Here is a 21,120-nt window from a genome sequence, read left to right as displayed (position 1 = left end):
CCGTGCGACCGGGCCCGTGCCGCCTGGTCACACGGGCCTGGCCCGTGCGGCCCGGCCCGTGTGGTCGGCCTCCGGCGACCGGGGCGCGTGACGGGGCCGTGCGGCCCGATCGCGTCGTTCGGTCCGTGCGTTCGGGCCGCGTCATCGGGGCGCGCACGGAGGGCCCGGTCCGGGGCGGTGGGGTGGATCGTGCGAGAGTGGGCATCCAGTCGGAATCGCTTGGTGTCCGCGAAGGGGGGACCCATGTCCGTGCTCGAGGACTGGATCGGCGCGGCGTGCCGCGAACTGGGCTTGGACCGCGGCGACATCGACCGCGACCTGGTGCTCGATCTCGCCCGCGACGTCGCGCACGGCGTCGCGCGTCCCGGTGCGCCGCTGACCGCCTACCTGCTGGGGCTGGCGGTCGGGCGCGGCGCGCCCGCCCGGGACGCCGCGGCGCGGCTCACCGAGCTCGCGGAGGGCTGGGGCGGCGACGCGGAGCCGGGGCCCGCACCGGACGACGTGCCGCCGCCGGCGGCCGAACCGGTCCTCGACGAAGCCTGACGCCGGGGCCGGACGGGCCCGCTCTCGCGGAGGCGTCCCGGCCGTCGCGCGGACGCCGCCGCGGCGGGCGCCCCGCGGGCGAGCCCGTCAGACGCCGGGCTCGTCGCGTTCGGCGACCGGCACCACGTCCTTGAGGAAGTCGCGGCGGTCGAGGAAGGCCGACAGGCTCGCGCGGTGCTCGTCGCAGGCCAGCCAGATCTTCCGCCGGTCCGGCGTGTGGATCTTCGGGTTGTTCCAGCGCAGCGCCCACACCGCGTCGGCGCGGCAGCCCTTGGCGGAGCACAGCAGGTCGTCGGTGCGGGGATCGGAGGTCGATTCGGTCACCGGACCAGCGTGGCACACCCGGCGGCGCCGCGTTTGGCCCGGTGATCTCCGGAAAGGACCGGCCCGTGCACTCCGACCGCGCCGCCGGGACGGACCGGCGCTGGCATGCGCTCGCCGTGTGCCTCGTCGCGGCCTTCATGACGCTGCTCGACGTCAGCATCGTGAACGTGGCGCTGCCCACCATCCGGGACGGGCTGCACACCAGCGAGGCCGGGCTGCAGTGGATCGTGTCCGGTTACGCGCTGACGTTCGGGCTCGCGCTCGTCCCCGCGGGACGGCTCGGCGACGCCCGCAGCCGCCGCGCCGTGTTCATGTTCGGGCTGGCGCTGTTCACCGTGGCGAGCGCGCTCGCCGGCGCGGCGCCGGACGGCCTGTGGCTGATCGTCGCGAGGCTCGTGCAGGGCGTCGCGGGCGGCATCCTGAACCCGCAGGTGGCGGGCCTCATCCAGCAGTTGTTCCGGGGCGCCGAGCGGGGCCGGGCGTTCGGCGCGCTCGGCGCCGTCATCGGGCTCGCGACGGCGACCGGGCCGCTGCTGGGCGGCGGCCTCATCGCGCTGGCCGGGCCGGACGACGGCTGGCGGTGGGTGTTCTACGTCAACGTGCCGGTGGGCGTGGCGGCGCTCTTCCTCGCGCGGTGGCTGCTGCCCGCACCGGTCTACGGCGCCCGGCAGGGGCTGGACCCGCTCGGCGTGCTGCTGCTGGGCGCGGGCGTCCTGTGCGTGCTGCTGCCGTTCGTCCAGCACCAGCAGTGGCAGAGCTCCGTCAAGTGGCTGCTGATCCCCGCGGCGGCGGTGCTGATCGCGCTGTTCGTGCTCTGGGAGCGCCGCGCCCCCTCTCCGATGGTCGACCTGGCGCTGTTCCGGCGCCGCTCGTACGCGCTGGGCTCGACGATCGCGCTGCTGTACTTCGCGGGGTTCACCGCGATCTTCTTCATCTTCACGCTGTACCTGCAGAACGGGCTGGGCTACAGCGCCCTCGGGGCGGGCCTGGCCATCGCACCGTTCTCCGTCGGGTCGGGGGTCGCGGCCATCATCGGCGGGCGGGTCGTCGGCCGGTTCGGCCGCCCGCTCGTCGCCGCCGGGCTCGGCGTGGTCGCGGGCGGGCTCGCGGCGGCGTGGCTCGCCGTGGAACTGGTGCCGGGGGCGAACGCGGGCTGGGCGACCGCGCTGCCGCTGCTCGTCGCCGGGTTCGGCAGCGGCCTGGTCATCGCGCCGAACCAGACGATCACGCTGTCGGAGGTGCACCACGCCGAGGGCGGCAGCGCCGCGGGCGTCCTGCAGACCGGGCAGCGCGTCGGCACCGCCGCCGGGATCGCGTGGGTCGGGTCGGTGTTCTTCGAGACGGTCGCCGGGTCGGGCGACTGGGCCGCGGCGTTCCGGCACGGCCTCATCGTCATCCTGATGTTCGTGCTCGCGGCGCTGGCGGCGGCGGTCGCCGACGTGACCGGCTCCCGCCGCCGCGCGCGGGCCGGTTAACGCCTCGCCCGCAGGGCGGCGCGCAGGGCCAGGCCGAGGGCGGCGCCCGCGCCGAGCACGGCGCCGCCGAGGGCCAGGTTCTGCCGCCTGATCCGGGCGGGGATCCGCGCGTACGGCATCGTCGAGAACGACACCAGCTCGTAGCGGGACACGTAGCGGCCCGCCAGCCGCCGTTCCAGCGCGTGCTGCGCCGCCTGCTTCGCCCGGTAGACCGGCGACGAGACCCGGTCCCGCATCTCGACGAAGTTGTCGAGGGCCATCTCGGCGATCGCGTCGGTGTTGGGCTTGCGCCGCTCCTGGTAAAGGGTCAGCGCACGCGCCCAGTCGCCGCCGGTCTCGTCCAGGCACCGGTCGATCTCGATGCAGTCCTCGAACGCGCAGTTGGCGCCCTGCCCGAAGAACGGGACGATCGCGTGCGCGGCGTCCCCGAGCAGCGCCACGGCCGCCCCGGCGCCCCGCCGGACCCACGGTTCGCACCGGACGGTCACCAGCGACCCGACCGGGTTCCGCTCGTAGTCGTCCACCAGGCCGGGCATCAGGCCCGCGACGTCCGGATAGTGCTCGGCGAAGTACGCGGTGATCTCGCGGGGGCTCCGCAGCGCGGCGAAGTCGCTCCGCGGCCAGAACAGCGTGCAGGTGAACGACCGGTCGAGGTTCGGCAGCGCGATCATCATGGACGTCCCGCGCGGCCAGATGTGCAGCGCGTCCGGGTCGAGCGCGAAGTCCCCGTTCCGCGGCGGGACGGTCAGCTCCTTGTAGGCGTGCTCGAGGAAGTCCGCGTCGTCGTGCTCGAGCCGCAGCGACCGCCGCACCGCGCTGAACGCGCCGTCCCCGGCCAGGACGACGCCCGCCGGCTCCGGGGCGGCGTCCTCGAGCAGCACCGCGCCCGCCTCGGCGTCCACGCCGGTGACGCGCTCGCCGAACCGCAGCCTCACCCCGGGGGTCGCCTCGGCCGTGTCGAGCAGGAACCGGTTCAGCTCGGCCCGGCCGATGGAGTTGATGGCCCGCGCGCGGTCCGCGCTGTACGGCTGGAAGTTCGGCTCGCCGCCCTTCGGATGCACCATGCGCCCGTGCATGGGCAGCGCCCGCCGGAGCGCCCGCTCGCGCAGCCCCACCTGCTCCAGCGCCGCGAGACCGCGCGCCGAGATCGCCAGGTTGATGGACCGGCCCCGCTCGGCGCCCGCGACGCGCGGGTCGGGGCGCCGCTCGTACACCGTCACCGGGATTCCGCGCCGTCCCAGCAGCACCGCCAGCAGGCACCCCGCCAGCCCGGCGCCGACGATCGCGACCCGGTCCCCGTCAGCCGTCATGCGACGCTTCCCCCGCCGGCTCCGCGTCCTCCGCCGGTTCCGTCTGCGACCGGACCTCCCACAGGTCGGGGAACGCGGGCGCGAACAGCGTGGAGCGCAGGTAGTCGGCGCCCGCCGAACCGCCCGTGCCGACCTTCGCGCCGATCGTCCGCTCCACCATCTTCAGGTGCCGGTACCGCCACTCCTGGACGCCCTCGTCCACGTCGACGAGCGCCTCGCAGACCTCGGCGGCGGGGCCGCTCTCGTCCGCGTACACCGCCAGGAGCGCGCGCTGCACCCCCGGGTCGGGCTCCCAGGGCTCGGCGAAGTCCCGCTCGAGCGCCGCCACCGGGATCGCGTACCCGCGCCCGGCGAGGTAGCGAAGCAGCGAGTCCAGCAGCGACGGGCGGGACGCCGCCGCGCGCAGCCGCTCGTCCCCGCGCAGGTCCGAGGCGGGGAACGAGCGCCGCCCGAGCACCGCCTCGAGTTCGCGGAACTGGTCGCTCTGGAAGCCGCTGGAGCTGCCGAGCTCGCCGCGGAACGCGGCGAACTGCCGGGGCGTCATCGTCTCCAGCACGTCCAGCTGCCCGACCACGGTCTTGAGGATCTTGGCGATCCGGCGCGCGGTGTGCAGGGAGCCCGCGCTGTTCCCGTCCTCCAGGCGGCGCTGCAGCAGCGCGGCCTCGTGCAGGATCTGCTTGAACCACAGCTCGTACACCTGGTGGATGATCACGAACAGCAGCTCGTCGTGCGCGTCGGTCTTCGGCTCCTGGCACGACAGCAGCCGGTCCAGCCGCAGGTAACCGCCGTACGTCATCGTCGGCGAATCCGCCATCACCGCCTCCTTGCGACTCCACGGATGTGACCCGCAGCATATGGGAACGCCCATCGGTGCCCGGCACCCCGGTAAAACCCACATACCCGGCATACCGCCCGGACGTGGTGCCCGCGGTCGGGTTTCGTGTCGGTCCCCTGTGGCAGGATCGTCCTGTGACCAGCAAGTCCTCCGGCGACCAGCACCTGCGCGACCTCGCGCTGCTGCGCCGCGTCCGCGACCGGATCGACCGGGAGTACGCGCAGCCGCTGGACGTCGACGCCCTCGCGCGCGGGGTGAACATGTCGGCCGGGCACCTCAGCCGCCGGTTCCGGCGGGCCTACGGCGAGTCGCCGTACAGCTACCTGATGACACGGCGCATCGAGCGCGCGATGGCGCTGCTGCGCCGGGGCGACCTCAGCGTCACCGACGTCTGCTTCGCGGTGGGCTGCTCGTCGCTCGGCACCTTCAGCACCCGTTTCACCGAGCTGGTCGGGGTGCCGCCGAGGGTCTACCGGGCCCGCGCCGCGGAGGCGACGGCGGGGATGCCGTCGTGCGTGGCCAAGCAGGTGACGAGACCGGTCAGGAATCGAGAAGCGCCGCCGCGCCGGGCGCGCATAGCGTGACGGTCATGGACATCACCATTCACGCGAGCTTCCTTCCGCACGACGACCCGGACGCGGCGCTGGCGTTCTACCGCGACGCCCTCGGGTTCGAGGTCCGCAAGGACGTCGGCTACGAGGGGATGCGGTGGATCACGGTCGGCCCGCCCGGGCGGCCGGGCACGTCGATCGTGCTGTACCCGCCGGCCGCCGACCCCGGCGTCACCGACGACGAGCGCCGGATGATCGCCGAGATGATGGCCAAGGGCACGTTCGCGAGCGTCGTGCTGGCGACCCCCGACCTCGACGGCGTCTTCGACCGGCTGCAGGGGGTCGACGCCGAGGTCGTCCAGGAGCCGACGGACCAGCCCTACGGCGTCCGCGACTGCGCCTTCCGCGACCCGGCGGGCAACATGGTCCGCATCCAGGAGTCGAAGTGAGCGCTCCGGCCGCCGCGGCCGGGTGAGCGCCGGCCCGTGCCCCGCGGCCCGGCCGCGTCGTCGCCGCCGCGCACCGGCCGTCCACCGAGAGGACGCGGACGGCCGGTGCCTCCGCGCGTGCGCGGGCGGGCCCGGGACCGCGGGCCGCCGATCAGGTGGACAATGGCCGTCGCCGCGACCGCGCCGATGAGGCGGGCCGGGACGAGGCGACGCAGACGGGGGCCGCGACGGCGGCCCCGCCCGACACTACGGAGACACGATGACCATGGCCCAGAGGCCGGACGCGCGGCCGGACGCGGGGTCCGCCGCGTCGCACGCCGCCGACAGCCACGACATGATCCGCGTGCACGGCGCGCGTGTGAACAACCTCAAGGACGTCACCGTCGAGATCCCGAAGCGCCGGCTGACGGTGTTCACGGGCGTCTCCGGCTCGGGCAAGAGCTCGCTGGTGTTCGGCACGATCGCCGCGGAGTCGCAGCGGCTGATCAACGAGACCTACAGCGCCTTCGTGCAGGGCTTCATGCCGACGCCGGCGCGGCCCGAGGTCGACGTGCTCGACGGGCTGACGACCGCGATCATCGTCGACCAGGAGCGGATGGGCGCCGACCCCCGGTCCACGGTCGGCACCGCCACCGACGCCAACGCGATGCTGCGCATCCTGTTCAGCCGGCTCGGCGAGCCGAACATCGGCCCGCCCGCCGCGTTCGCGTTCAACGTGCCGTCGGTCCGGGCGAGCGGCGCGATCACGGTCGAGCGCGGCGACGGCAGCAAGGCCGTGAAGGCGACCTTCTCCCGCACCGGCGGCATGTGCACCCGCTGCGAGGGGCGGGGCAGCGTGTCCGACATCGACCTCGCCCAGCTCTACGACGACTCCAAGTCGATCTCCGAGGGGGCCTTCACCATCCCCGGCTGGAAGTCGGACAGCTTCTGGACGGTGCGGACCTACGCCGAGTCGGGGCTGCTCGACCCGGACAAGCCGATCCGGGAGTTCACCGAGAAGGAGATGCGGGACTTCCTCTACCACGAGCCGATCAAGGTGAAGGTCGAGGGCGTCAACCTCACCTACGAGGGGCTCGTCCCGAAGATCCAGAAGTCGTTCCTGTCCAAGGACCGGGAGGCGATGCAGCCGCACATCCGCGCGTTCGTGGACCGGGCGGTCACGTTCACCGCCTGCCCGGAGTGCGGCGGCACCCGGCTCACCGAGGCGGCCCGGTCGTCGAAGATCAAGGGGATCAGCATCGCCGACGCGTGCGCGATGCAGATCAGCGATCTCGCCGAATGGGTCCGCGGCCTCGACGAGCCGTCGGTGGCGCCGCTGCTGACCGCGCTGCAGGGGACGCTCGACTCGTTCGTCCAGATCGGGCTCGGCTACCTGTCGCTGGAGCGGCCGGCGGGCACCCTGTCGGGCGGTGAGGCGCAGCGCACCAAGATGATCCGCCACCTCGGGTCGTCCCTCACCGACGTGACCTACGTCTTCGACGAGCCCACCATCGGCCTGCACCCGCACGACATCCAGCGGATGAACGACCTGCTGCTGCGGCTGCGCGACAAGGGCAACACCGTGCTCGTCGTGGAGCACAAGCCGGAGACGATCGTCATCGCCGACCACATCGTCGACCTCGGACCCGGCGCGGGCACGGCGGGCGGCACCGTCTGCTTCGAGGGCACCGTCGAGGGGCTGCGGGCGGGCGGCACCGTGACCGGCCGCCACTTCGACGACCGGGCCCGGCTGAAGGAGACGGTGCGCAAGCCGACCGGCGCGCTGGAGATCCGCGGCGCGAACGCCCACAACCTGCAGGACGTCGACGTCGACATCCCCCTCGGGGTGCTCACCGTCGTGACCGGCGTCGCCGGGTCGGGCAAGAGCTCGCTGGTGCACGGGTCGATCCCCGCGGGCGCGGGCGTGGTGTCGGTCGACCAGAGCGCGATCAAGGGGTCGCGGCGGAGCAACCCGGCGACCTACACCGGGCTGCTCGACCCGATCCGCAAGGCGTTCGCGAAGGCCAACGGCGTGAAGCCCGCGCTGTTCAGCGCGAACTCCGAGGGCGCGTGCCCCGAGTGCAAGGGCGCGGGCGTCGTCTACACCGACCTGGGGATGATGGCGGGGGTCGCCACGGTCTGCGACGTGTGCGAGGGACGCCGCTTCGCGGCGGCGGTCCTGGACTACCGGTTCGGCGGCCGCGACATCTCCGAGGTGCTCGGGATGTCGGTGACCGAGGCCGAGGAGTTCTTCGGCGCCGGGGACGGGCGGATCCCGGCGGCCCACAAGATCCTGCGGCGGCTCGCCGACGTCGGGCTCGGCTACCTCACCCTCGGGCAGCCGCTCACCACGCTGTCCGGCGGCGAGCGGCAGCGGCTGAAGCTCGCCGTCCACATGGGCGAGAAGGGCGGCGTCTACGTCCTCGACGAGCCGACCTCCGGCCTGCACCTCGCCGACGTCGAGCAGCTGCTCGGCCTGCTCGACCGGCTCGTCGACGCCGGCAAGTCGGTCATCGTCGTCGAGCACCACCAGGCCGTGATGGCGCACGCCGACTGGATCATCGACCTCGGTCCCGGCGCCGGGCACGACGGCGGGCGGGTCGTGTTCGAGGGCACCCCGGCCGACCTCGTCGCCGCCCGCTCCACCCTCACCGGCGAGCACCTCGCGGCCTACGTCGGCGCCTGACCCGCGTTCCGCCCGCGCCGGCCGGCGCGGGCGGCGGTCAGTCCTCGACGTCGCCGGTGACGCGGCGGACGGGGTGCAGGGCGGCGCGGATGGCGGCGGCCCCTTCGGCGGGCAGCTCGGCGATGCCGAACCCGGACGCGTTCAGCGCGGCCGTCGCCTCCTCGGCGAGCTCGCGGCCCGCGGGGGTGATGGTCGCGAGCACGACGCGGCGGTCGTCGGGGGAGGGGGCGCGGCCGACGAGCCCGCGCCCCTCCAGCCGTCCGATCACGTTGGTGACGGAGGCGGGGTGGACCATGAGCCGGGTCCCCATCTTGCCCATCGGGAGGGTGCCGGAGCGGGCGAACGCCAGCAGGCGCAGCGCCTCGTAGGCGGCGAACGTGAGGCCGTACGGCTTGAGGACGGCCTCGATGCGGCTCAGCAGGAGCTGCTGGGCGCGCATCACCGAGGTGACGGCCGCCATGTGGTCGGCGTGCTCGGGCCAGCGGGCGCTCCACTGGCGGTGGGCCTCGGCGATGGGGTCGGGGGCGGGCATCGCACCACCGTATGTGGTCTTGACCGATTCGCGCACGGAAACTATTTTAGCTTCCAAATATTGGAAGTCCAAGGGTCCAAGGGCGGGCCCGAGGGGCGGGGGTGGAGACGGTGACGGGTTCCTCCGGTGAACTGCACGCTCCGGTGCATCCGGTGCGGTTCGTGACGGCCGCGGCGCTGTTCGACGGGCACGACGCGGCCATCAACATCATGCGGCGCATCCTGCAGTCCCAGGGCGCGGAGGTGGTGCACCTGGGGCACGACAGGTCCGTGCGCGAGGTCGTCGACGCCGTGCTGGAGGAGGACGCCCAGGGCGTCGCGATCAGCTCCTACCAGGGCGGGCACGTCGAGTACTTCGAGTTCCTCTCCCGCAGCCTCAAGGAGGCCGGCGCCGAGCAGGTCAAGGTGTTCGGCGGCGGCGGGGGCGTCATCGTGCACGAGGAGATCGCCCGGCTGGCGGCCTCGGACGTGCGCATCTTCTCCCCGGAGGACGGGCAGCGCCTCGGCCTCCCCGGCATGATCAACGAGCTGGTCCGCGACTGCGACGTCGACCTCGCCGCCGAGCCCGCGCCCGCGGACGCCGTCATCGCGGGGGACCGGCGGGCCCTCGCCCGGACGATCACGTGCCTGCAGGCCGGGCGGCTCCCGGACGCCGACCGCGACGCGCTCGCCGACGCCGCGGCGGCCCGGGCCGTCCCGGTCCTCGGCATCACCGGCACCGGCGGGTCCGGCAAGTCCTCGCTCACCGACGAGCTGGTGCGGCGGTTCCGCGTCGACCGGCGCGACGGGCTCCGCATCGCCGTCCTGGCCGTGGACCCGACGCGGCGCCGCGGCGGCGGCGCCCTGCTCGGCGACCGCATCCGGATGAACTCCCTGGACGGCGACCGCGTGTTCTTCCGGTCGCTGGCCACCCGGGGCGCCCGCGAACTGCCCGACGGCATCGCGGACGCGATCACCGCCTGCAAGGCGGCCGGCCACGACCTGGTGATCCTCGAGACGCCCGGCATCGGGCAGGGCGACGCCGCGATCGTCCCGCTCGTCGACACCTCGCTGTACGTGATGACGCCCGAGTTCGGCGCCGCGTCCCAGCTCGAGAAGATCGACATGCTCGACTTCGCCGACGTCGTCGCGATCAACAAGTTCGAGCGGCGCGGGGCGCGGGACGCGCTGCGCGACGTGTCGCGGCAGCTCGTCCGCAACCGGGAGGCGTTCGGCAGCCGCCCCGAGGACATGCCGGTGTTCGGCACCAGCGCCGCCACGTTCGACGACGACGGCGTGACCGCCCTCTACCAGCACCTCGGCGGTCTCCTCGCCGAGCACGGCCTGCCGGCCGCGGACGGTGTGCTGCCGAGGGTCGACACGAAGGTCTCGACCGGCGCCGCGACGATCATCCCGCCGAACCGCGTCCGGTACCTGTCGGACATCGCCGACACCGTCCGCGGCTACCACGCCGACACCGAGCGGCAGACGGCGGCCGTCCGGCGGGTGCAGCGGCTCGAGGAGGTCCGCGCCGAGCTCACCGACGCCACCGAGGTCGAGAGGCTGCTCGAGGACGCCCGCCGGGACGTCGACCCCCGCGACGCCGAGCTGCTCGAGCAGTGGCCATCGGTCGTGGAGTCCTACTCCGGGGACGAGCAGGTCGTGCGGATCCGCGACAAGGAGCTGCGCACGCCGCTGACCCGCGAGTCCCTGTCGGGCAGCCGCATCCCGCGCGTCGCCCTGCCCCGCTTCACCGACCACGGCGAGCTGCTGCGCTTCCTGCGCAACGAGAACCTCCCCGGGAAGTTCCCGTTCACCGCCGGGGTGTTCCCCTTCAAGCGCGACAACGAGGACCCGGCCCGGATGTTCGCCGGGGAGGGCGACCCGTTCCGCACCAACCGCCGCTTCAAGCTCCTGTCGGAGGGGCAGCCCGCGACGCGGCTGTCCACCGCGTTCGACTCCGTCACCCTCTACGGGCGCGACCCCGACGAGCGTCCCGACGTGTACGGCAAGGTGGGCACGTCCGGTGTGTCGATCGCGACGCTGGACGACATGAAGGCGCTCTACGACGGGTTCGACCTGTCCTCGCCCACCACCTCGGTGTCGATGACGATCAACGGCCCGGCGCCGACGATCCTCGCGTTCTTCCTCAACACCGCCATCGACCAGGGCCTCGACCGGTTCTACGAGGAGGAGGGCCGCGAACCGTCGCCCGAGGAGGCCGCGGAGATCCGCGCGCGCGTCCTGTCGACCGTCCGCGGCACCGTGCAGGCCGACATCCTCAAGGAGGACCAGGGGCAGAACACCTGCATCTTCTCCACCGAGTTCTCCCTGCGGATGATGGGCGACATCCAGGAATGGTTCATCGCCAACAAGGTCCGCAACTTCTACTCGGTGTCGATCTCCGGCTACCACATCGCCGAGGCCGGCGCGAACCCCATCAGCCAGCTCGCGTTCACGCTCGCCAACGGGTTCACCTACGTCGAGACCTATCTGGCGCGCGGCATGGACATCGACGACTTCGCACCCAACCTGTCGTTCTTCTTCTCCAACGGAATGGACCCCGAGTACAGCGTCCTCGGCCGCGTCGCCCGCCGCATCTGGGCGGTGGCCATGCGCGACCGGTACGGCGCCAATGAGCGCAGTCAGAAGCTCAAGTACCACGTGCAGACGTCCGGGCGCTCCCTGCACGCCCAGGAAATGCACTTCAACGACATCCGCACCACCCTGCAGGCGCTCATCGCCGTCTACGACAACTGCAACAGCCTGCACACCAACGCCTACGACGAGGCCGTCACGACGCCCACCGCCGAGTCCGTCCGCCGCGCCCTGGCCATCCAGATGATCATCAACCGGGAGTGGGGCCTGGCGATGAACGAGAACCCGCTGCAGGGCTCGTTCATCATCGACGAGCTGACCGACCTCGTCGAGGAGGCGGTGCTGACGGAGTTCGACCGGATCAGCGAGCGCGGCGGCGTCCTCGGCGCGATGGAGACCGGCTACCAGCGCGGCCGCATCCAGGACGAGTCGATCCTGTACGAGCACCGCAAGCACGACGGGTCCCTGCCGATCATCGGCGTCAACACGTTCCGCGCCCCGGACGGCGGCGACGGGACGCCCGACACGATCGAGCTCGCCCGCGCCACCGAGGAGGAGAAGCGCTCGCAGCTCCAGCGGGTCCGCGCCCACCGGGCGGCGCACCGAGACGAGGCCGCCGCGGCCCTCGCCGCCCTGCAGGACGCCGCCCGCTCCGGCGCGAACGTGTTCGCCGTCCTGATGGACGCGGCGCGGGTCTGCACACTGCAGCAGATCACCGACGCGTTCTTCGAGGTCGGCGGCCAGTACCGCCGCAACGTATGAGCGTGCCGGCCACGGACGGCGGCGTTCCGCGCGACGACACCGGCCACCCGGTCCCCGTCCCGGACCGGGTGCGCCGCGTCGTGTCGATCGTCCCGTCCCTCACCGAGACGGTCGCGGCGACCGCGCCCGGCCTGCTCGCGGGCGCCACCGACTGGTGCACGCACCCCGCGGACCTGGACGTCCCGCGCGTCCGCGGCACCAAGAACCCCGACGTGGACCGGATCGTGGCGCTGCGCCCGGACGTCGTCGTCGGCAACACCGAGGAGAACCGGCCCGCCGACGTGGACGCCCTGCGCGCCGCCGGGGTCCCGGTGTGGATGACGCGGATCCGGACCGTCGAGGAGGCGCTCGCCTCGCTGCGCCGCATGCTGGCCGAGGCGTGCCGCGTCCCCGTCCCGGCCTGGCTGGACGACGCCGGACGCGCGTGGGCGGCCGCCGCGCCGCCCGGCCCGGCCCGCGCCGCCGTGGTCCCGATCTGGCGGCGCCCGTGGATGGTCGTCGGGCGCGACACCTTCACCGGCGACGTCCTCGCGCGCCTCGGCGTCGCGAACGTCTACGCGGACCACCCGGAGCGGTACCCGAAGATCCCGATCGGGGAGCTGAACGCGTCCGGGGCGGACCTCGTCGTCCTGCCGGACGAGCCGTACCGGTTCACCGCCGACGACGGTCCGGAGGCGTTCCCCGGCCTCGACTGCGTCCTCGTGGACGGCCGGCACCTCACCTGGTACGGGCCGTCGCTCGTCGACGCGCCGCGCGTCCTGGCGGAGCGGCTGGGCCGCTGAGGGAGCCGGCGGCACCCCCCGCGGCCCGGCCGGTGCGTGCGCCGGGCGCGAAGCCGTCGCCGGGCGAGGCGCGGCCGTCCCGCCGAGACGCCGCGCGCCCCGGCCGCACGGGCGGCCGGGGCGCCGGACCGGCGGGCTCGCCGGGCGGGCCAGGCCCGGGGGCCGCCCGCCACGTAGAGGACCTGCCCGGAGACGAACGAGGCGTCGTCGCTCACGAGGAACGCGACCGTCCCGGCGATGTCCTCCGGGCGGCCGACGCGGCGCACCGGGATCTCCTTGGCCGCCGCGGCCTTGAAGTCCTCGAAGTCGACGCCGATGCGGGCGGCGGTCGCGGCGGTCATCTCGGTCTCGATGAAGCCCGGCGCGATCGCGTTCGCGGTCACCCCGAACCTGCCGAGCTCGAGCGCGAGGGTCTTGGTGAACCCCTGCAGGCCCGCCTTGGCCGCCGAGTAGTTCGCCTGCCCGCGGTTGCCGAGCGCCGACACCGACGACAGGTTCACGATGCGGCCCCAGCCCGCCTTCGTCATGTGCTCCTGCGCGGCGCGGCTCATCAGGAACGAGCCCCGCAGGTGCACGTTCATGACCGAGTCCCAGTCGTCGTCGGTCATCTTGAACAGCAGGTTGTCGCGGGTGATGCCGGCGTTGTTCACCAGGACCACGGGCGGGCCCAGCTCGGCCGCGATCCGCGCGACGGCGGCCGCGACGCCGGCGGAGTCGGCGACGTCGACGCCCACGGCGAGGGCCGTCCCGCCGTTCTCGCCGATCGCCGCGACGGTGCCCGCGCAGGCGGCCTCGTCGAGGTCGCAGACCGCGACGGCGAAGCCCTCGCGGGCGAGGCGGACCGCGACGGCGGCGCCGATGCCGCGCGCCGCGCCGGTGACGACGGCGACGCGGGGGCCGGTGGTGGTGTCGGTCATGGTGGCGCTCCCGTCAGACCTGGATGTCCTTGGCGATGATGGTCTTCAGCACCTCGCTGGTGCCGCCGTAGATGCGGCTGACCCGGGCGTCGGTGTACAGGCGCGCGATCGGGTACTCCAGGATGTAGCCGTAGCCGCCGTGCAGCTGCAGGCACTTGTCGACGACGCGCTGCTGCACCTCGGTGCAGAACAGCTTGGCGACGGCGGCGTCGGCGGGGGTGAGCTCCCCGGCGTCCAGCGCCTCGATCGCGCGGTCGATCAGGGAACGGGCCGCCTCCACCTCGGTGGCGCACTCGGCCAGGACGAACTTGGTGTTCTGGAACGACGACACGGTCTTGCCGAAGACCGTCCGCTCCTGCACGTACTTGCGGGCGAACTCGACCGCCGCGGCGGCGGACGCGTAGGAGCTGGTGGCGATGCCGAGCCGCTCCTCGGCGAGGTTGTGGGTGAGGTACTCGAACCCGCGGCCCTCCTCGCCGAGCAGGTCCTCGACGGGGACGCGCACGTCGCTGAACGACAGCTCGGCGGTGTCGGAGCTGCGCAGCCCGATCTTCTCCAGCTTGCGGCCGACCGCGTAGCCCTCGCTCTTGGTGTCGACGACCAGGATCGACAGGCCGGCGCGGCGGTTCTCGGGCGTGGCGGGGGAGGTGCGGGCGACGACCAGCATGCGGTCGGCGAGGACGCCGCCGGTGATGAACGTCTTGGCGCCGTTCAGGACGTAGTGGTCGCCGTCGCGCTTCGCGGTGGTCTGGATGCCGGCGAGGTCGGAGCCGGTGCCCGGCTCGGTCATCGCGATGGCGGTCATCATCTCGCCGGAGATGAACGGCGGCAGCCAGCGCTTCTTCTGCTCCTCGCTCGCGTACTTGAGCAGGTAGGGCAGGACGAGGTTGACGTGGACCCCGTAGCCGCCGAAGCTCACCCCGGCGCGGGCGCACTCCTCGGAGACGACGGCCTGGTACTTGAAGCTGGTCTCGCCGGCGCCGCCGTACTCCTCGGGCACCTGGATGCCGAACACGCCCAGCTCGCCGAGCTTGTTGTAGAAGTCGCGGGGCGGGTGGCCCGCGGCCTCCCACTCCTCGTAGTAGGGCGCGACCTCGGCCTCGATGAAGGCCCGGATCGTGTCGCGGAAGGCTTCGTGGTCCTCGTTGAACAGGGTGCGGCGCACGCTGTGCCCCTTTCGCGGTAACTGCGGTACGGCGGAGAACGCGTCACCGGCGGAACGCCGGCCGTATTCGAACTTCGTTCTAGAACGGCATTATAGCGTTCGTGGACGGACGGTCCCGCCCCCGGGCGCTCGGGCGCGCAGGAGCGGACGGGGGGAGCGGCTCGCCCGACCCGGCGGTCACGAGTGTGACGCTGGTCTCACCAAGGCCGGTCCGTCAAGGGGGCGGCCCGGTAGACGACCCGGGTGCCGGCGCTGCGGCGCCGCCTCGCCGCCGGTTCTTGCGTGAACACGCTCGGCCGCTGGGCGGGTCGTCCGGGAATGGATCGATCGCGCTCCGAACGAGCGCCCGCCAATTCGTCCCGCCGCCGTACGGGAGTCGTTCAGGAAAGGTTCGGACGGCGAGGGTTTCGGTTCCTGGCCGCACCAGGACACGGACGGCTGTTGCGCGGACGACCGGGATGTGCCGGGGCGCTCGGGGCCCCGTGGCGGGCGTCAAGATCGGGGCACGGGCCGGTCATGGCGGCGTCCCCGGACATGAAAAGCGGCGCCGGGTGGATACGGGGGCAATCCACCCGGCGCCGCATCATCGGTGTTCCGACGGGGGCCCGGAACACCGGCACGGGCGCTCCGACGGGGGACCAGAGCGCCGGTACAAATCGTACACCGAAACCCCCCGCGGTTAGTCAAGAGAATGTCACGACCCGATTTCTGGTCGCTGTCCGGAAATCCGCTTCTGTTCGGGCCCGTGGGCGTCGTCGAACCGCGCGGCGGGCGTCGGCTCCCGGCCGCCGTTCGCGAAGATCACGCTGACGTAGGGCAGGAACAGCGCCCCGACGACCATCAGGCCCACGAGCCAGAACGGGGCACCGGCGATCGCGCTGAGCACCGCGCCGACGAAGCACCCCGTCCGGACCGCCATGGACACCAGGTAGCGGCGCTGCCGGTATCCGATGTCCTCCGACATCGGCCGGGGCGCGTTGGTGACCGTGTAGACCTGCTCGGTCTCCCGGCGGTGATTGAGCTTCACGTTTCCAAGGTAAGCCCATGACGTCCGACATACGACAGTAGGACGGTCAAGACATCGGGAGGATCGAGATGACCGATCGCACCTACCGGGTGACGGAGATCGTGGGCACCTCGCCGGAGTCGGTGGAAGCCGCCATCCGCAACGGCATCAAGCGCGCGAACGAGACCCTGCGCCACCTGGACTGGTTCGAGGTGAAGGAGGTCCGCGGGCAGATCGAGGACGGCGACGTCGCCCACTACCAGGTCACGATGAAGATCGGTTTCCGCCTCGAGGACGCCTGAGGCGCACGGTGCGGCACGGCCGGGCCCCGGGACTCCGGAGGCCCGGCCGCGCCGTCCTCGGCGCCCCTGAGGACGCCTGGGACTCTAGGACGCCCGGGGCCCTAGGACGCCCGGGACTCTAGGACGCCTGGGAAACCGTGGACATGTTGAAGTCCGGCACCCGCAGCGCCGGCATGGCGGCGCGGGTGAAGTAGTCCGACCACTCGCGCGGCAGCGTCGGCTCGGTCCGGCCGGTCTCGGCGATCCGGCCCAGCAGGTCCACGGGGCTCTCGTTGAACCGGAAGTTGTTGACCGCCCCGACGACCTCGCCGTCCTCGACGAGGTACACCCCGTCGCGGGTGAGGCCGGTCAGCAGCAGGCTCTGCGGATCGACCTCGCGGATGTACCACAGGCAGGTCAGCAGCAGCCCCCGTTCGGTGCGGGCGACCATCTCCTCCAGGGACGCGCCGCCGTCCGGCCCCCGCATCGCCAGGTTGTCGATCGGCGGGGTGACGGGCAGGCCGGTGCGGTCCGCGGAGTGCCGCGTCTGGGTCAGCGCCGTCAGCTCGCCGTCGCGGATCCAGTCGGTGGCGCCGAGCGCGACGCCGTTGTCGAACACCGACGACTCCCGGCCGGACGCGTGCGCCACGACGAACGGGGCGCACTCCATGCCCGGCGCGGCCGGGTCGCTCGACAGCGTGACCGGCACGCTCGACAGCCGCTCGCCGACGCGGGTGCCGCCGCCCGGCGAGCTGAACACCGTCCGCCCGTCGGCGGCGTCCTGCGCGCCCGCCGACCAGTACAGGTACACCATGAGGTCGGCGACGGCGCTCGGCGGCAGGATCGCCTCGTAGCGCCCGGCGGGCAGGTCGACGCGCCGCTTCCCCCAGTCCAGGCGCCGCGCGAGCCCGGCGGCGAGGCCGTCGACGTCGACGTCGGCGAAGTCGCGGGTGCCGACGCCCGCCCACGCCGAGCCGCCCTCGCCCTTGGCGTTGAGCTCCAGCAGCCCGGTCGGCTGATCGTGGCGGGCGCGCAGCCCGGCGGAGCTCCCGACGAACGTGGACGTCAGCACGTGGTTCGCGAACCCGTACAGCCGGCGCCCGGCGGCCTGCGCGGCGGCGAACGACTCGCCGAGCGCGGGCGCGACCCGCTCGAACACGCCGATGCCGGTCTCGGCCGGGTCGGCGTCCCAGTCGCCGGACCCGGCGGGCGCCGCGGCGACGAGCGGGGCGGCGTCCTCGGCGGGCGCGTTCCCGGCGGCGTCGGCCTCGGCGGCGCGCACCAGGTCCTCGATGTCGCCGGCGCCGACGGCCGACCGCGACACGACGCCCGCCGCGACGCCGCCGCCGGTCTCGCGCAGCGCGATGACGGTGAGGCGGCTGGAGCGGGTGACGCCGTTGGTGGTGAGGGTGTTGCCGGCCCACCGCAGGTTCGCGGTGCCGGTCTCGTCGGCGATGACGACGCAGTCGTCGGCGCGCGACAGCTCGAGCGCCTTCTCGACGGCGTCCTGCGGCCTGATCGTGCTCACTGCCCGCCCTCCTTCACCGTGTTGAGGATGTTGACGCCGCGGAACAGCGCGGACGGGCAGCCGTGGCTGACCGGCGCGACCTGCCCGGGCTGGCCCTTGCCGCAGTTGAACGCGCCGCCCAGCACGTACGTCTGCGGGCCGCCGACGGCCTCCATGGAGTTCCAGAACTCGGTGGTGGTCGCCTGGTAGGCGACGTCGCGGAGCTGCCCGGCGAGGCGGCCGTTCTCGATCCGGTAGAAACGCTGCCCGGTGAACTGGAAGTTGTACCGCTGCATGTCGATCGACCAGCTCTTGTCGCCGACGATGTAGACGCCGCGCTCGACGCCGCCGATCAGCTCGTCGGTGGACGGCCCGTCCGGCGCGGGCGCCAGCGACACGTTCGCCATCCGCTGGATCGGCATGCTGGACGCGGCGTCGGCGAAGGCGCACCCGTTGGAGCGGCCGGCGCCGGTGAGGCGGGCGATGCGCCGGTCGGTCTGGTAGCCGGTGAGGACGCCGCCCGAGATGATGTCGAACGACTGCGTGGCGACGCCCTCGTCGTCGTACCCGATGGTGGCGAGGCCGTGCTCCGCGGTGCGGTCGCCCGTCACGTTCATGACGTCCGACCCGTACCTCAGCTCACCGAGCAGGTCGGGGGTGGCGAACGAGGTGCCCGCGTAGGCGGCCTCGTAGCCGAGGGCCCGGTCGAGCTCGGTGGCGTGCCCGATCGACTCGTGGATGGTCAGCCACAGGTTGGACGGGTCGACGACGACGTCGTAGCGGCCCGGCTCGACGGACGGCGCGGCGAGCTTCTCGGCGAGCAGCTCGGGGATGCGCGCCAGCTCGCCGTCCCAGTCCCAGTGCGCGCCGGTCAGCCACTCCCACCCGTATCCGGCGGGCGGCGCGATCGTCCGCATCGTGTCGAACGCCCCGCCGGCGATGCCGACGGCGTTGACGACGGGGTGCAGCCGCACCCGCTGCTGGGTGGTGACGGTCCCGGCGAGGTCGGCGAAGAACTTGTTCTCCTTGACCTGCAGCAGCGTGGCGTCGACGTGGTCGACGCGGTCGTCGGCCAGCAGCCGCCGCGACCAGTCGGTCAGCAGCGCGACCTTGTCGCCGGTGGGGACGGCGAACGGGTCGGTCTCGTACGCCGACACCCACGTCCGTTCCCCGTGGACGGGCTCGGGCGCCAGCTCGATGGGCTCGCGGTTGACGGGACGGGCGACGGCGGCGACCTCGACGGCCTGCTCGGCGACGCGGGCGGCGCCGCCCGGCGTCAGGTCGATGCCGGCGGCGAACCCCCAGGTGCCGTCCTTGACGACGCGGACCGACAGGCCCACGTCGTCGGCGTCCAGCGCGGTCTCCAGGGCGGCGTCGTGCAGGCGGAGGGTCTGGCTGCGGATGCGCTCGAGGCGGAAGTCGGCGTGCTCGGCGCCCAGTTCGCGGGCCCGGGTGAGGGCCGCGTCGGCCAGCGCGCGCAGCGGCAGCGCGGTGAAGGCGGGATCGATGTCATGCACCCTTGGCAACCTACCGCCAGGGCCGCCGCCCCGGCCCGCAAGCACGCCCGAACAAACCGGCCTCGGCGGATCTTGTCGGTTCGGCACATCTCCTCGCCCCGCGGGGGCCGCTAGGTTGGTGCGCTGTATCACCGGACGACGGGTCACGACGGCCCGCGCGCCGCAACAAGTCGACGAGAGGGTCGTGATGAGTCGCTCTGTCCTCGTGACCGGGGGTAACCGGGGCATCGGCCTGGCCATCGCCCGCGAGCTCGCCGCCGCGGGAGACGCGGTCGCCGTGACGTACCGGTCGGGCGAGCCGCCGGAAGGGCTGTTCGGCGTCAAGTGCGACGTCACCAGCGCCGAGGACGTGGACGCGGCGTTCGGGAAGGTCGAGGCGGAGCAGGGCCCGGTCGAGGTCGTCGTGGCCAACGCGGGGATCACCAAGGACACCCTCCTGGCGATCATGAGCGAGGAGTCGTTCACCTCGGTCCTGGACACCAACCTCACCGGCGCGTTCCGCGTCGCCAAGCGCGGCGTGAAGGCGATGATGCGCAAGCGGTCCGGGCGGATCGTGCTGGTGTCGTCGGTCGTGGGTCTGATGGGCTCCCCGGGGCAGGCGAACTACGCGGCGTCCAAGGCCGGCATGGTCGGGTTCGCGCGGTCGCTGGCCCGCGAGCTGGGGTCGCGCGGCATCACGGTGAACGTGGTCTCGCCCGGGTTCGTCGACACCGACATGACGCAGGCGCTCACCGAGGACCAGCAGAAGGGCATCCTGTCGGCGATCCCGGTGGGGCGGATGGCGCGGCCGGAGGAGATCGCCAAGGCCGTCCGGTTCGTGGCGAGCGAGGACGCCGCCTACATCACCGGGGCCGTGATCCCGGTCGACGGCGGCCTGGGAATGGGGCACTGACGCATGGGCATCCTCGAAGGCAAGCGCATCCTGGTCACCGGCGTCCTCACCGACGCCTCGATCGGGTTCCACATCGCCCGGATCGCGCAGGAGCAGGGCGCCGAGGTCGTGCTGACCGCCTACCCGCGGCCCAGCCTCACGCAGCGCACCGCCAAGCGGCTCCCGTCCGGCCCCGACAACGTGCCGCCGGTGCTGGAGCTGGACGTCACCAACGCCGAGCAGCTCGAGGGACTCGCCGACGACCTGCGCGACGCGGGTTTCGACCGGCTCGACGGCGTCGTCCACGCGATCGGGTTCGCGCCGCAGACCGCGCTCGGCGGCAACTTCCTCGACACCCCGTGGGAGGACGTCGCGACGGCGGTGCACGCGTCGACGTACTCGCTGAAGTCGCTGACGACGGCGTGCCTGCCGCTGATGAAGGACGGCGGCTCGGTCGTCGGCCTCGACTTCGACGCCACCAAGGCGTGGCCCGTCTACGACTGGATGGGCGTCGCGAAGGCGGGCCTGGAGTCGTGCGCCCGCTACCTGGCCAAGTACCTCGGCCCGCAGGGCATCCGCGTCAACCTCGTGGCGGCGGGGCCGCTCGGCACGATGGCCGCCAAGAGCATCCCGGGGTTCGAGGGCATGACCGAGATGTGGCCGAAGGCGGCCCCGCTCGGCTGGGACATCAAGGACTCCGAGCCGACCGCCCGCGCCTGCGCGATGCTGCTGTCGGACTGGTTCCCGGCCACCACCGGCGAGATCGTCCACGTGGACGGCGGCCTGCACGCCATCGGCGGGGTCGCCGGCTGACCCTCGGGCGTCCGTCCGGGCCCGGCTCCCCGCCCTGGGGGGCCGGGCCCGCGGCGTTTCCCGGCCGGGACGGGGCGTCGGGCGGGTTCAGCGGCGGGCGCGGTCCCGGTTCCCGCTCCGATAGCGGGCGGGCGCCGGGGCGTGGCGCGCGCGCAGGACGCGCCCGGCGACGTTGAGGTGGAGGGCTGCGACGGCGGCCGCCGAGACGGCCGCCGCGGCGACCCACGCGGCCTTGTCCG

18 protein-coding genes and 1 pseudogene are annotated in these 21,120 nt (G+C 73.2%); 10 read left to right on the top strand and 9 right to left on the bottom strand.

Going from position 1 to position 21,120, the window contains the following annotated elements; genetic code table 11:
- Positions 1 to 243 precede the first annotated feature (243 nt).
- A complete protein-coding gene (locus tag ACFQ11_RS28150; RefSeq protein ID WP_378303995.1) occupies positions 244 to 543 on the top strand; it encodes a DUF6457 domain-containing protein in 300 nt (99 codons plus the stop codon).
- Between the two features lie 87 nt (positions 544 to 630).
- Here ACFQ11_RS28150 and ACFQ11_RS28145 read toward each other — a convergent pair whose 3' ends face one another.
- Positions 631 to 867 (bottom strand): hypothetical protein, encoded by a 237-nt coding sequence (locus tag ACFQ11_RS28145; RefSeq protein ID WP_378303993.1) that lies wholly within the window; start codon positions 865 to 867, stop codon positions 631 to 633.
- A gap of 65 nt (positions 868 to 932) precedes the next feature.
- Here ACFQ11_RS28145 and ACFQ11_RS28140 point away from each other — a divergent pair, with 65 nt between their 5' ends.
- Complete coding sequence (locus tag ACFQ11_RS28140) at positions 933 to 2,342, top strand: DHA2 family efflux MFS transporter permease subunit (RefSeq protein ID WP_378303991.1); 1,410 nt, start codon at positions 933 to 935, stop codon at positions 2,340 to 2,342.
- On the opposite strand, the gene ACFQ11_RS28135 is transcribed toward ACFQ11_RS28140, so the two are convergent.
- Together ACFQ11_RS28135 and ACFQ11_RS28130 are read right to left on the bottom strand one after the other, a co-directional pair.
- Complete coding sequence (locus ACFQ11_RS28135; RefSeq protein WP_378303989.1) at positions 2,339 to 3,652, bottom strand: FAD-dependent oxidoreductase; 1,314 nt, start codon at positions 3,650 to 3,652, stop codon at positions 2,339 to 2,341. The genes ACFQ11_RS28140 and ACFQ11_RS28135 overlap by 4 nt on opposite strands.
- Positions 3,642 to 4,466 (bottom strand): tryptophan 2,3-dioxygenase, encoded by an 825-nt coding sequence (locus ACFQ11_RS28130; protein WP_378303987.1) that lies wholly within the window; start codon positions 4,464 to 4,466, stop codon positions 3,642 to 3,644. The genes ACFQ11_RS28135 and ACFQ11_RS28130 overlap by 11 nt, the downstream gene beginning before the upstream one ends.
- 155 nt (positions 4,467 to 4,621) lie before the next feature.
- Here ACFQ11_RS28130 and ACFQ11_RS28125 point away from each other — a divergent pair, with 155 nt between their 5' ends.
- The 3 genes from ACFQ11_RS28125 to ACFQ11_RS28115 all read left to right on the top strand — a co-directional run bounded on the left by ACFQ11_RS28125 (position 4,622) and on the right by ACFQ11_RS28115 (position 8,152).
- Entirely contained in the window at positions 4,622 to 5,071 is a 450-nt protein-coding gene (locus ACFQ11_RS28125) for a helix-turn-helix transcriptional regulator (RefSeq protein WP_378303985.1), read from the top strand.
- A 5-nt stretch (positions 5,072 to 5,076) separates the two neighbouring features.
- Entirely contained in the window at positions 5,077 to 5,487 is a 411-nt protein-coding gene (locus tag ACFQ11_RS28120) for a VOC family protein (RefSeq protein WP_378303983.1), read from the top strand.
- A 259-nt stretch (positions 5,488 to 5,746) separates the two neighbouring features.
- A complete protein-coding gene (locus ACFQ11_RS28115) occupies positions 5,747 to 8,152 on the top strand; it encodes an ATP-binding cassette domain-containing protein (protein ID WP_378303981.1) in 2,406 nt (801 codons plus the stop codon).
- Between the two features lie 37 nt (positions 8,153 to 8,189).
- Here the strand turns inward: ACFQ11_RS28115 and ACFQ11_RS28110 are convergent, their stop codons facing one another.
- Positions 8,190 to 8,684, bottom strand: coding sequence for a MarR family transcriptional regulator (locus tag ACFQ11_RS28110; protein ID WP_378303979.1), 495 nt, complete (start codon positions 8,682 to 8,684; stop codon positions 8,190 to 8,192).
- 101 nt (positions 8,685 to 8,785) lie between these two features.
- Here ACFQ11_RS28110 and icmF point away from each other — a divergent pair, with 101 nt between their 5' ends.
- On the top strand, positions 8,786 to 12,022 hold the full coding sequence (gene icmF / locus ACFQ11_RS28105) for a fused isobutyryl-CoA mutase/GTPase IcmF (protein ID WP_378303977.1): 3,237 nt from the start codon (positions 8,786 to 8,788) through the stop codon (positions 12,020 to 12,022).
- Positions 12,019 to 12,804 (top strand): helical backbone metal receptor, encoded by a 786-nt coding sequence (locus ACFQ11_RS28100; protein ID WP_378303975.1) that lies wholly within the window; start codon positions 12,019 to 12,021, stop codon positions 12,802 to 12,804. Before icmF ends, ACFQ11_RS28100 begins: the two co-directional genes overlap by 4 nt.
- Before the next feature lie 158 nt (positions 12,805 to 12,962).
- Here the strand turns inward: ACFQ11_RS28100 and fabG are convergent.
- The 3 genes and pseudogenes from fabG to ACFQ11_RS28085 form a co-directional block, all read right to left on the bottom strand.
- Positions 12,963 to 13,721, bottom strand: a pseudogene (gene fabG, locus ACFQ11_RS28095) (3-oxoacyl-ACP reductase FabG); the annotation flags it as partial.
- A 13-nt stretch (positions 13,722 to 13,734) separates the two neighbouring features.
- Complete coding sequence (locus tag ACFQ11_RS28090; RefSeq protein WP_378303973.1) at positions 13,735 to 14,886, bottom strand: acyl-CoA dehydrogenase family protein; 1,152 nt, start codon at positions 14,884 to 14,886, stop codon at positions 13,735 to 13,737.
- Between the two features lie 694 nt (positions 14,887 to 15,580).
- A complete protein-coding gene (locus ACFQ11_RS28085; RefSeq protein ID WP_378303971.1) occupies positions 15,581 to 15,913 on the bottom strand; it encodes a DUF3099 domain-containing protein in 333 nt (110 codons plus the stop codon).
- Positions 15,914 to 15,981: 68 nt separating this feature from the next.
- On the opposite strand from ACFQ11_RS28085, the gene ACFQ11_RS28080 reads away from it, so the two are divergent.
- The gene (locus ACFQ11_RS28080) at positions 15,982 to 16,194 is read left to right on the top strand and encodes a dodecin (protein WP_378303969.1); all 213 of its coding nucleotides are present in this window, start codon (positions 15,982 to 15,984) and stop codon (positions 16,192 to 16,194) included.
- 118 nt (positions 16,195 to 16,312) lie between these two features.
- On the opposite strand, the gene ACFQ11_RS28075 is transcribed toward ACFQ11_RS28080, so the two are convergent.
- Both ACFQ11_RS28075 and ACFQ11_RS28070 read right to left on the bottom strand, forming a co-directional pair.
- Positions 16,313 to 17,692 carry a metallopeptidase TldD-related protein gene (locus tag ACFQ11_RS28075; protein ID WP_378304015.1) on the bottom strand — a complete coding sequence of 460 codons (1,380 nt, stop codon included), beginning with the start codon at positions 17,690 to 17,692 and terminating at the stop codon, positions 16,313 to 16,315.
- A 5-nt stretch (positions 17,693 to 17,697) separates the two neighbouring features.
- Entirely contained in the window at positions 17,698 to 19,197 is a 1,500-nt protein-coding gene (locus ACFQ11_RS28070; RefSeq protein ID WP_378303967.1) for a TldD/PmbA family protein, read from the bottom strand.
- A 187-nt stretch (positions 19,198 to 19,384) separates the two neighbouring features.
- Between ACFQ11_RS28070 and ACFQ11_RS28065 the strand changes: the two genes are divergently transcribed.
- Positions 19,385 to 20,089: a beta-ketoacyl-ACP reductase gene (locus ACFQ11_RS28065; protein WP_191333321.1), complete on the top strand. Its 705-nt coding sequence runs from the start codon at positions 19,385 to 19,387 to the stop codon at positions 20,087 to 20,089.
- 3 nt (positions 20,090 to 20,092) lie between these two features.
- Positions 20,093 to 20,881 (top strand): enoyl-ACP reductase FabI, encoded by a 789-nt coding sequence (fabI, locus tag ACFQ11_RS28060; protein ID WP_378303964.1) that lies wholly within the window; start codon positions 20,093 to 20,095, stop codon positions 20,879 to 20,881.
- Positions 20,882 to 21,120: the final 239 nt, after the last annotated feature.

The organism is Actinomadura sediminis (assembly GCF_042675525.1).
Classification (GTDB): domain Bacteria; phylum Actinomycetota; class Actinomycetes; order Streptosporangiales; family Streptosporangiaceae; genus Spirillospora; species Spirillospora sediminis.
This window is presented reverse-complemented; position numbering and strand designations above follow the sequence as displayed.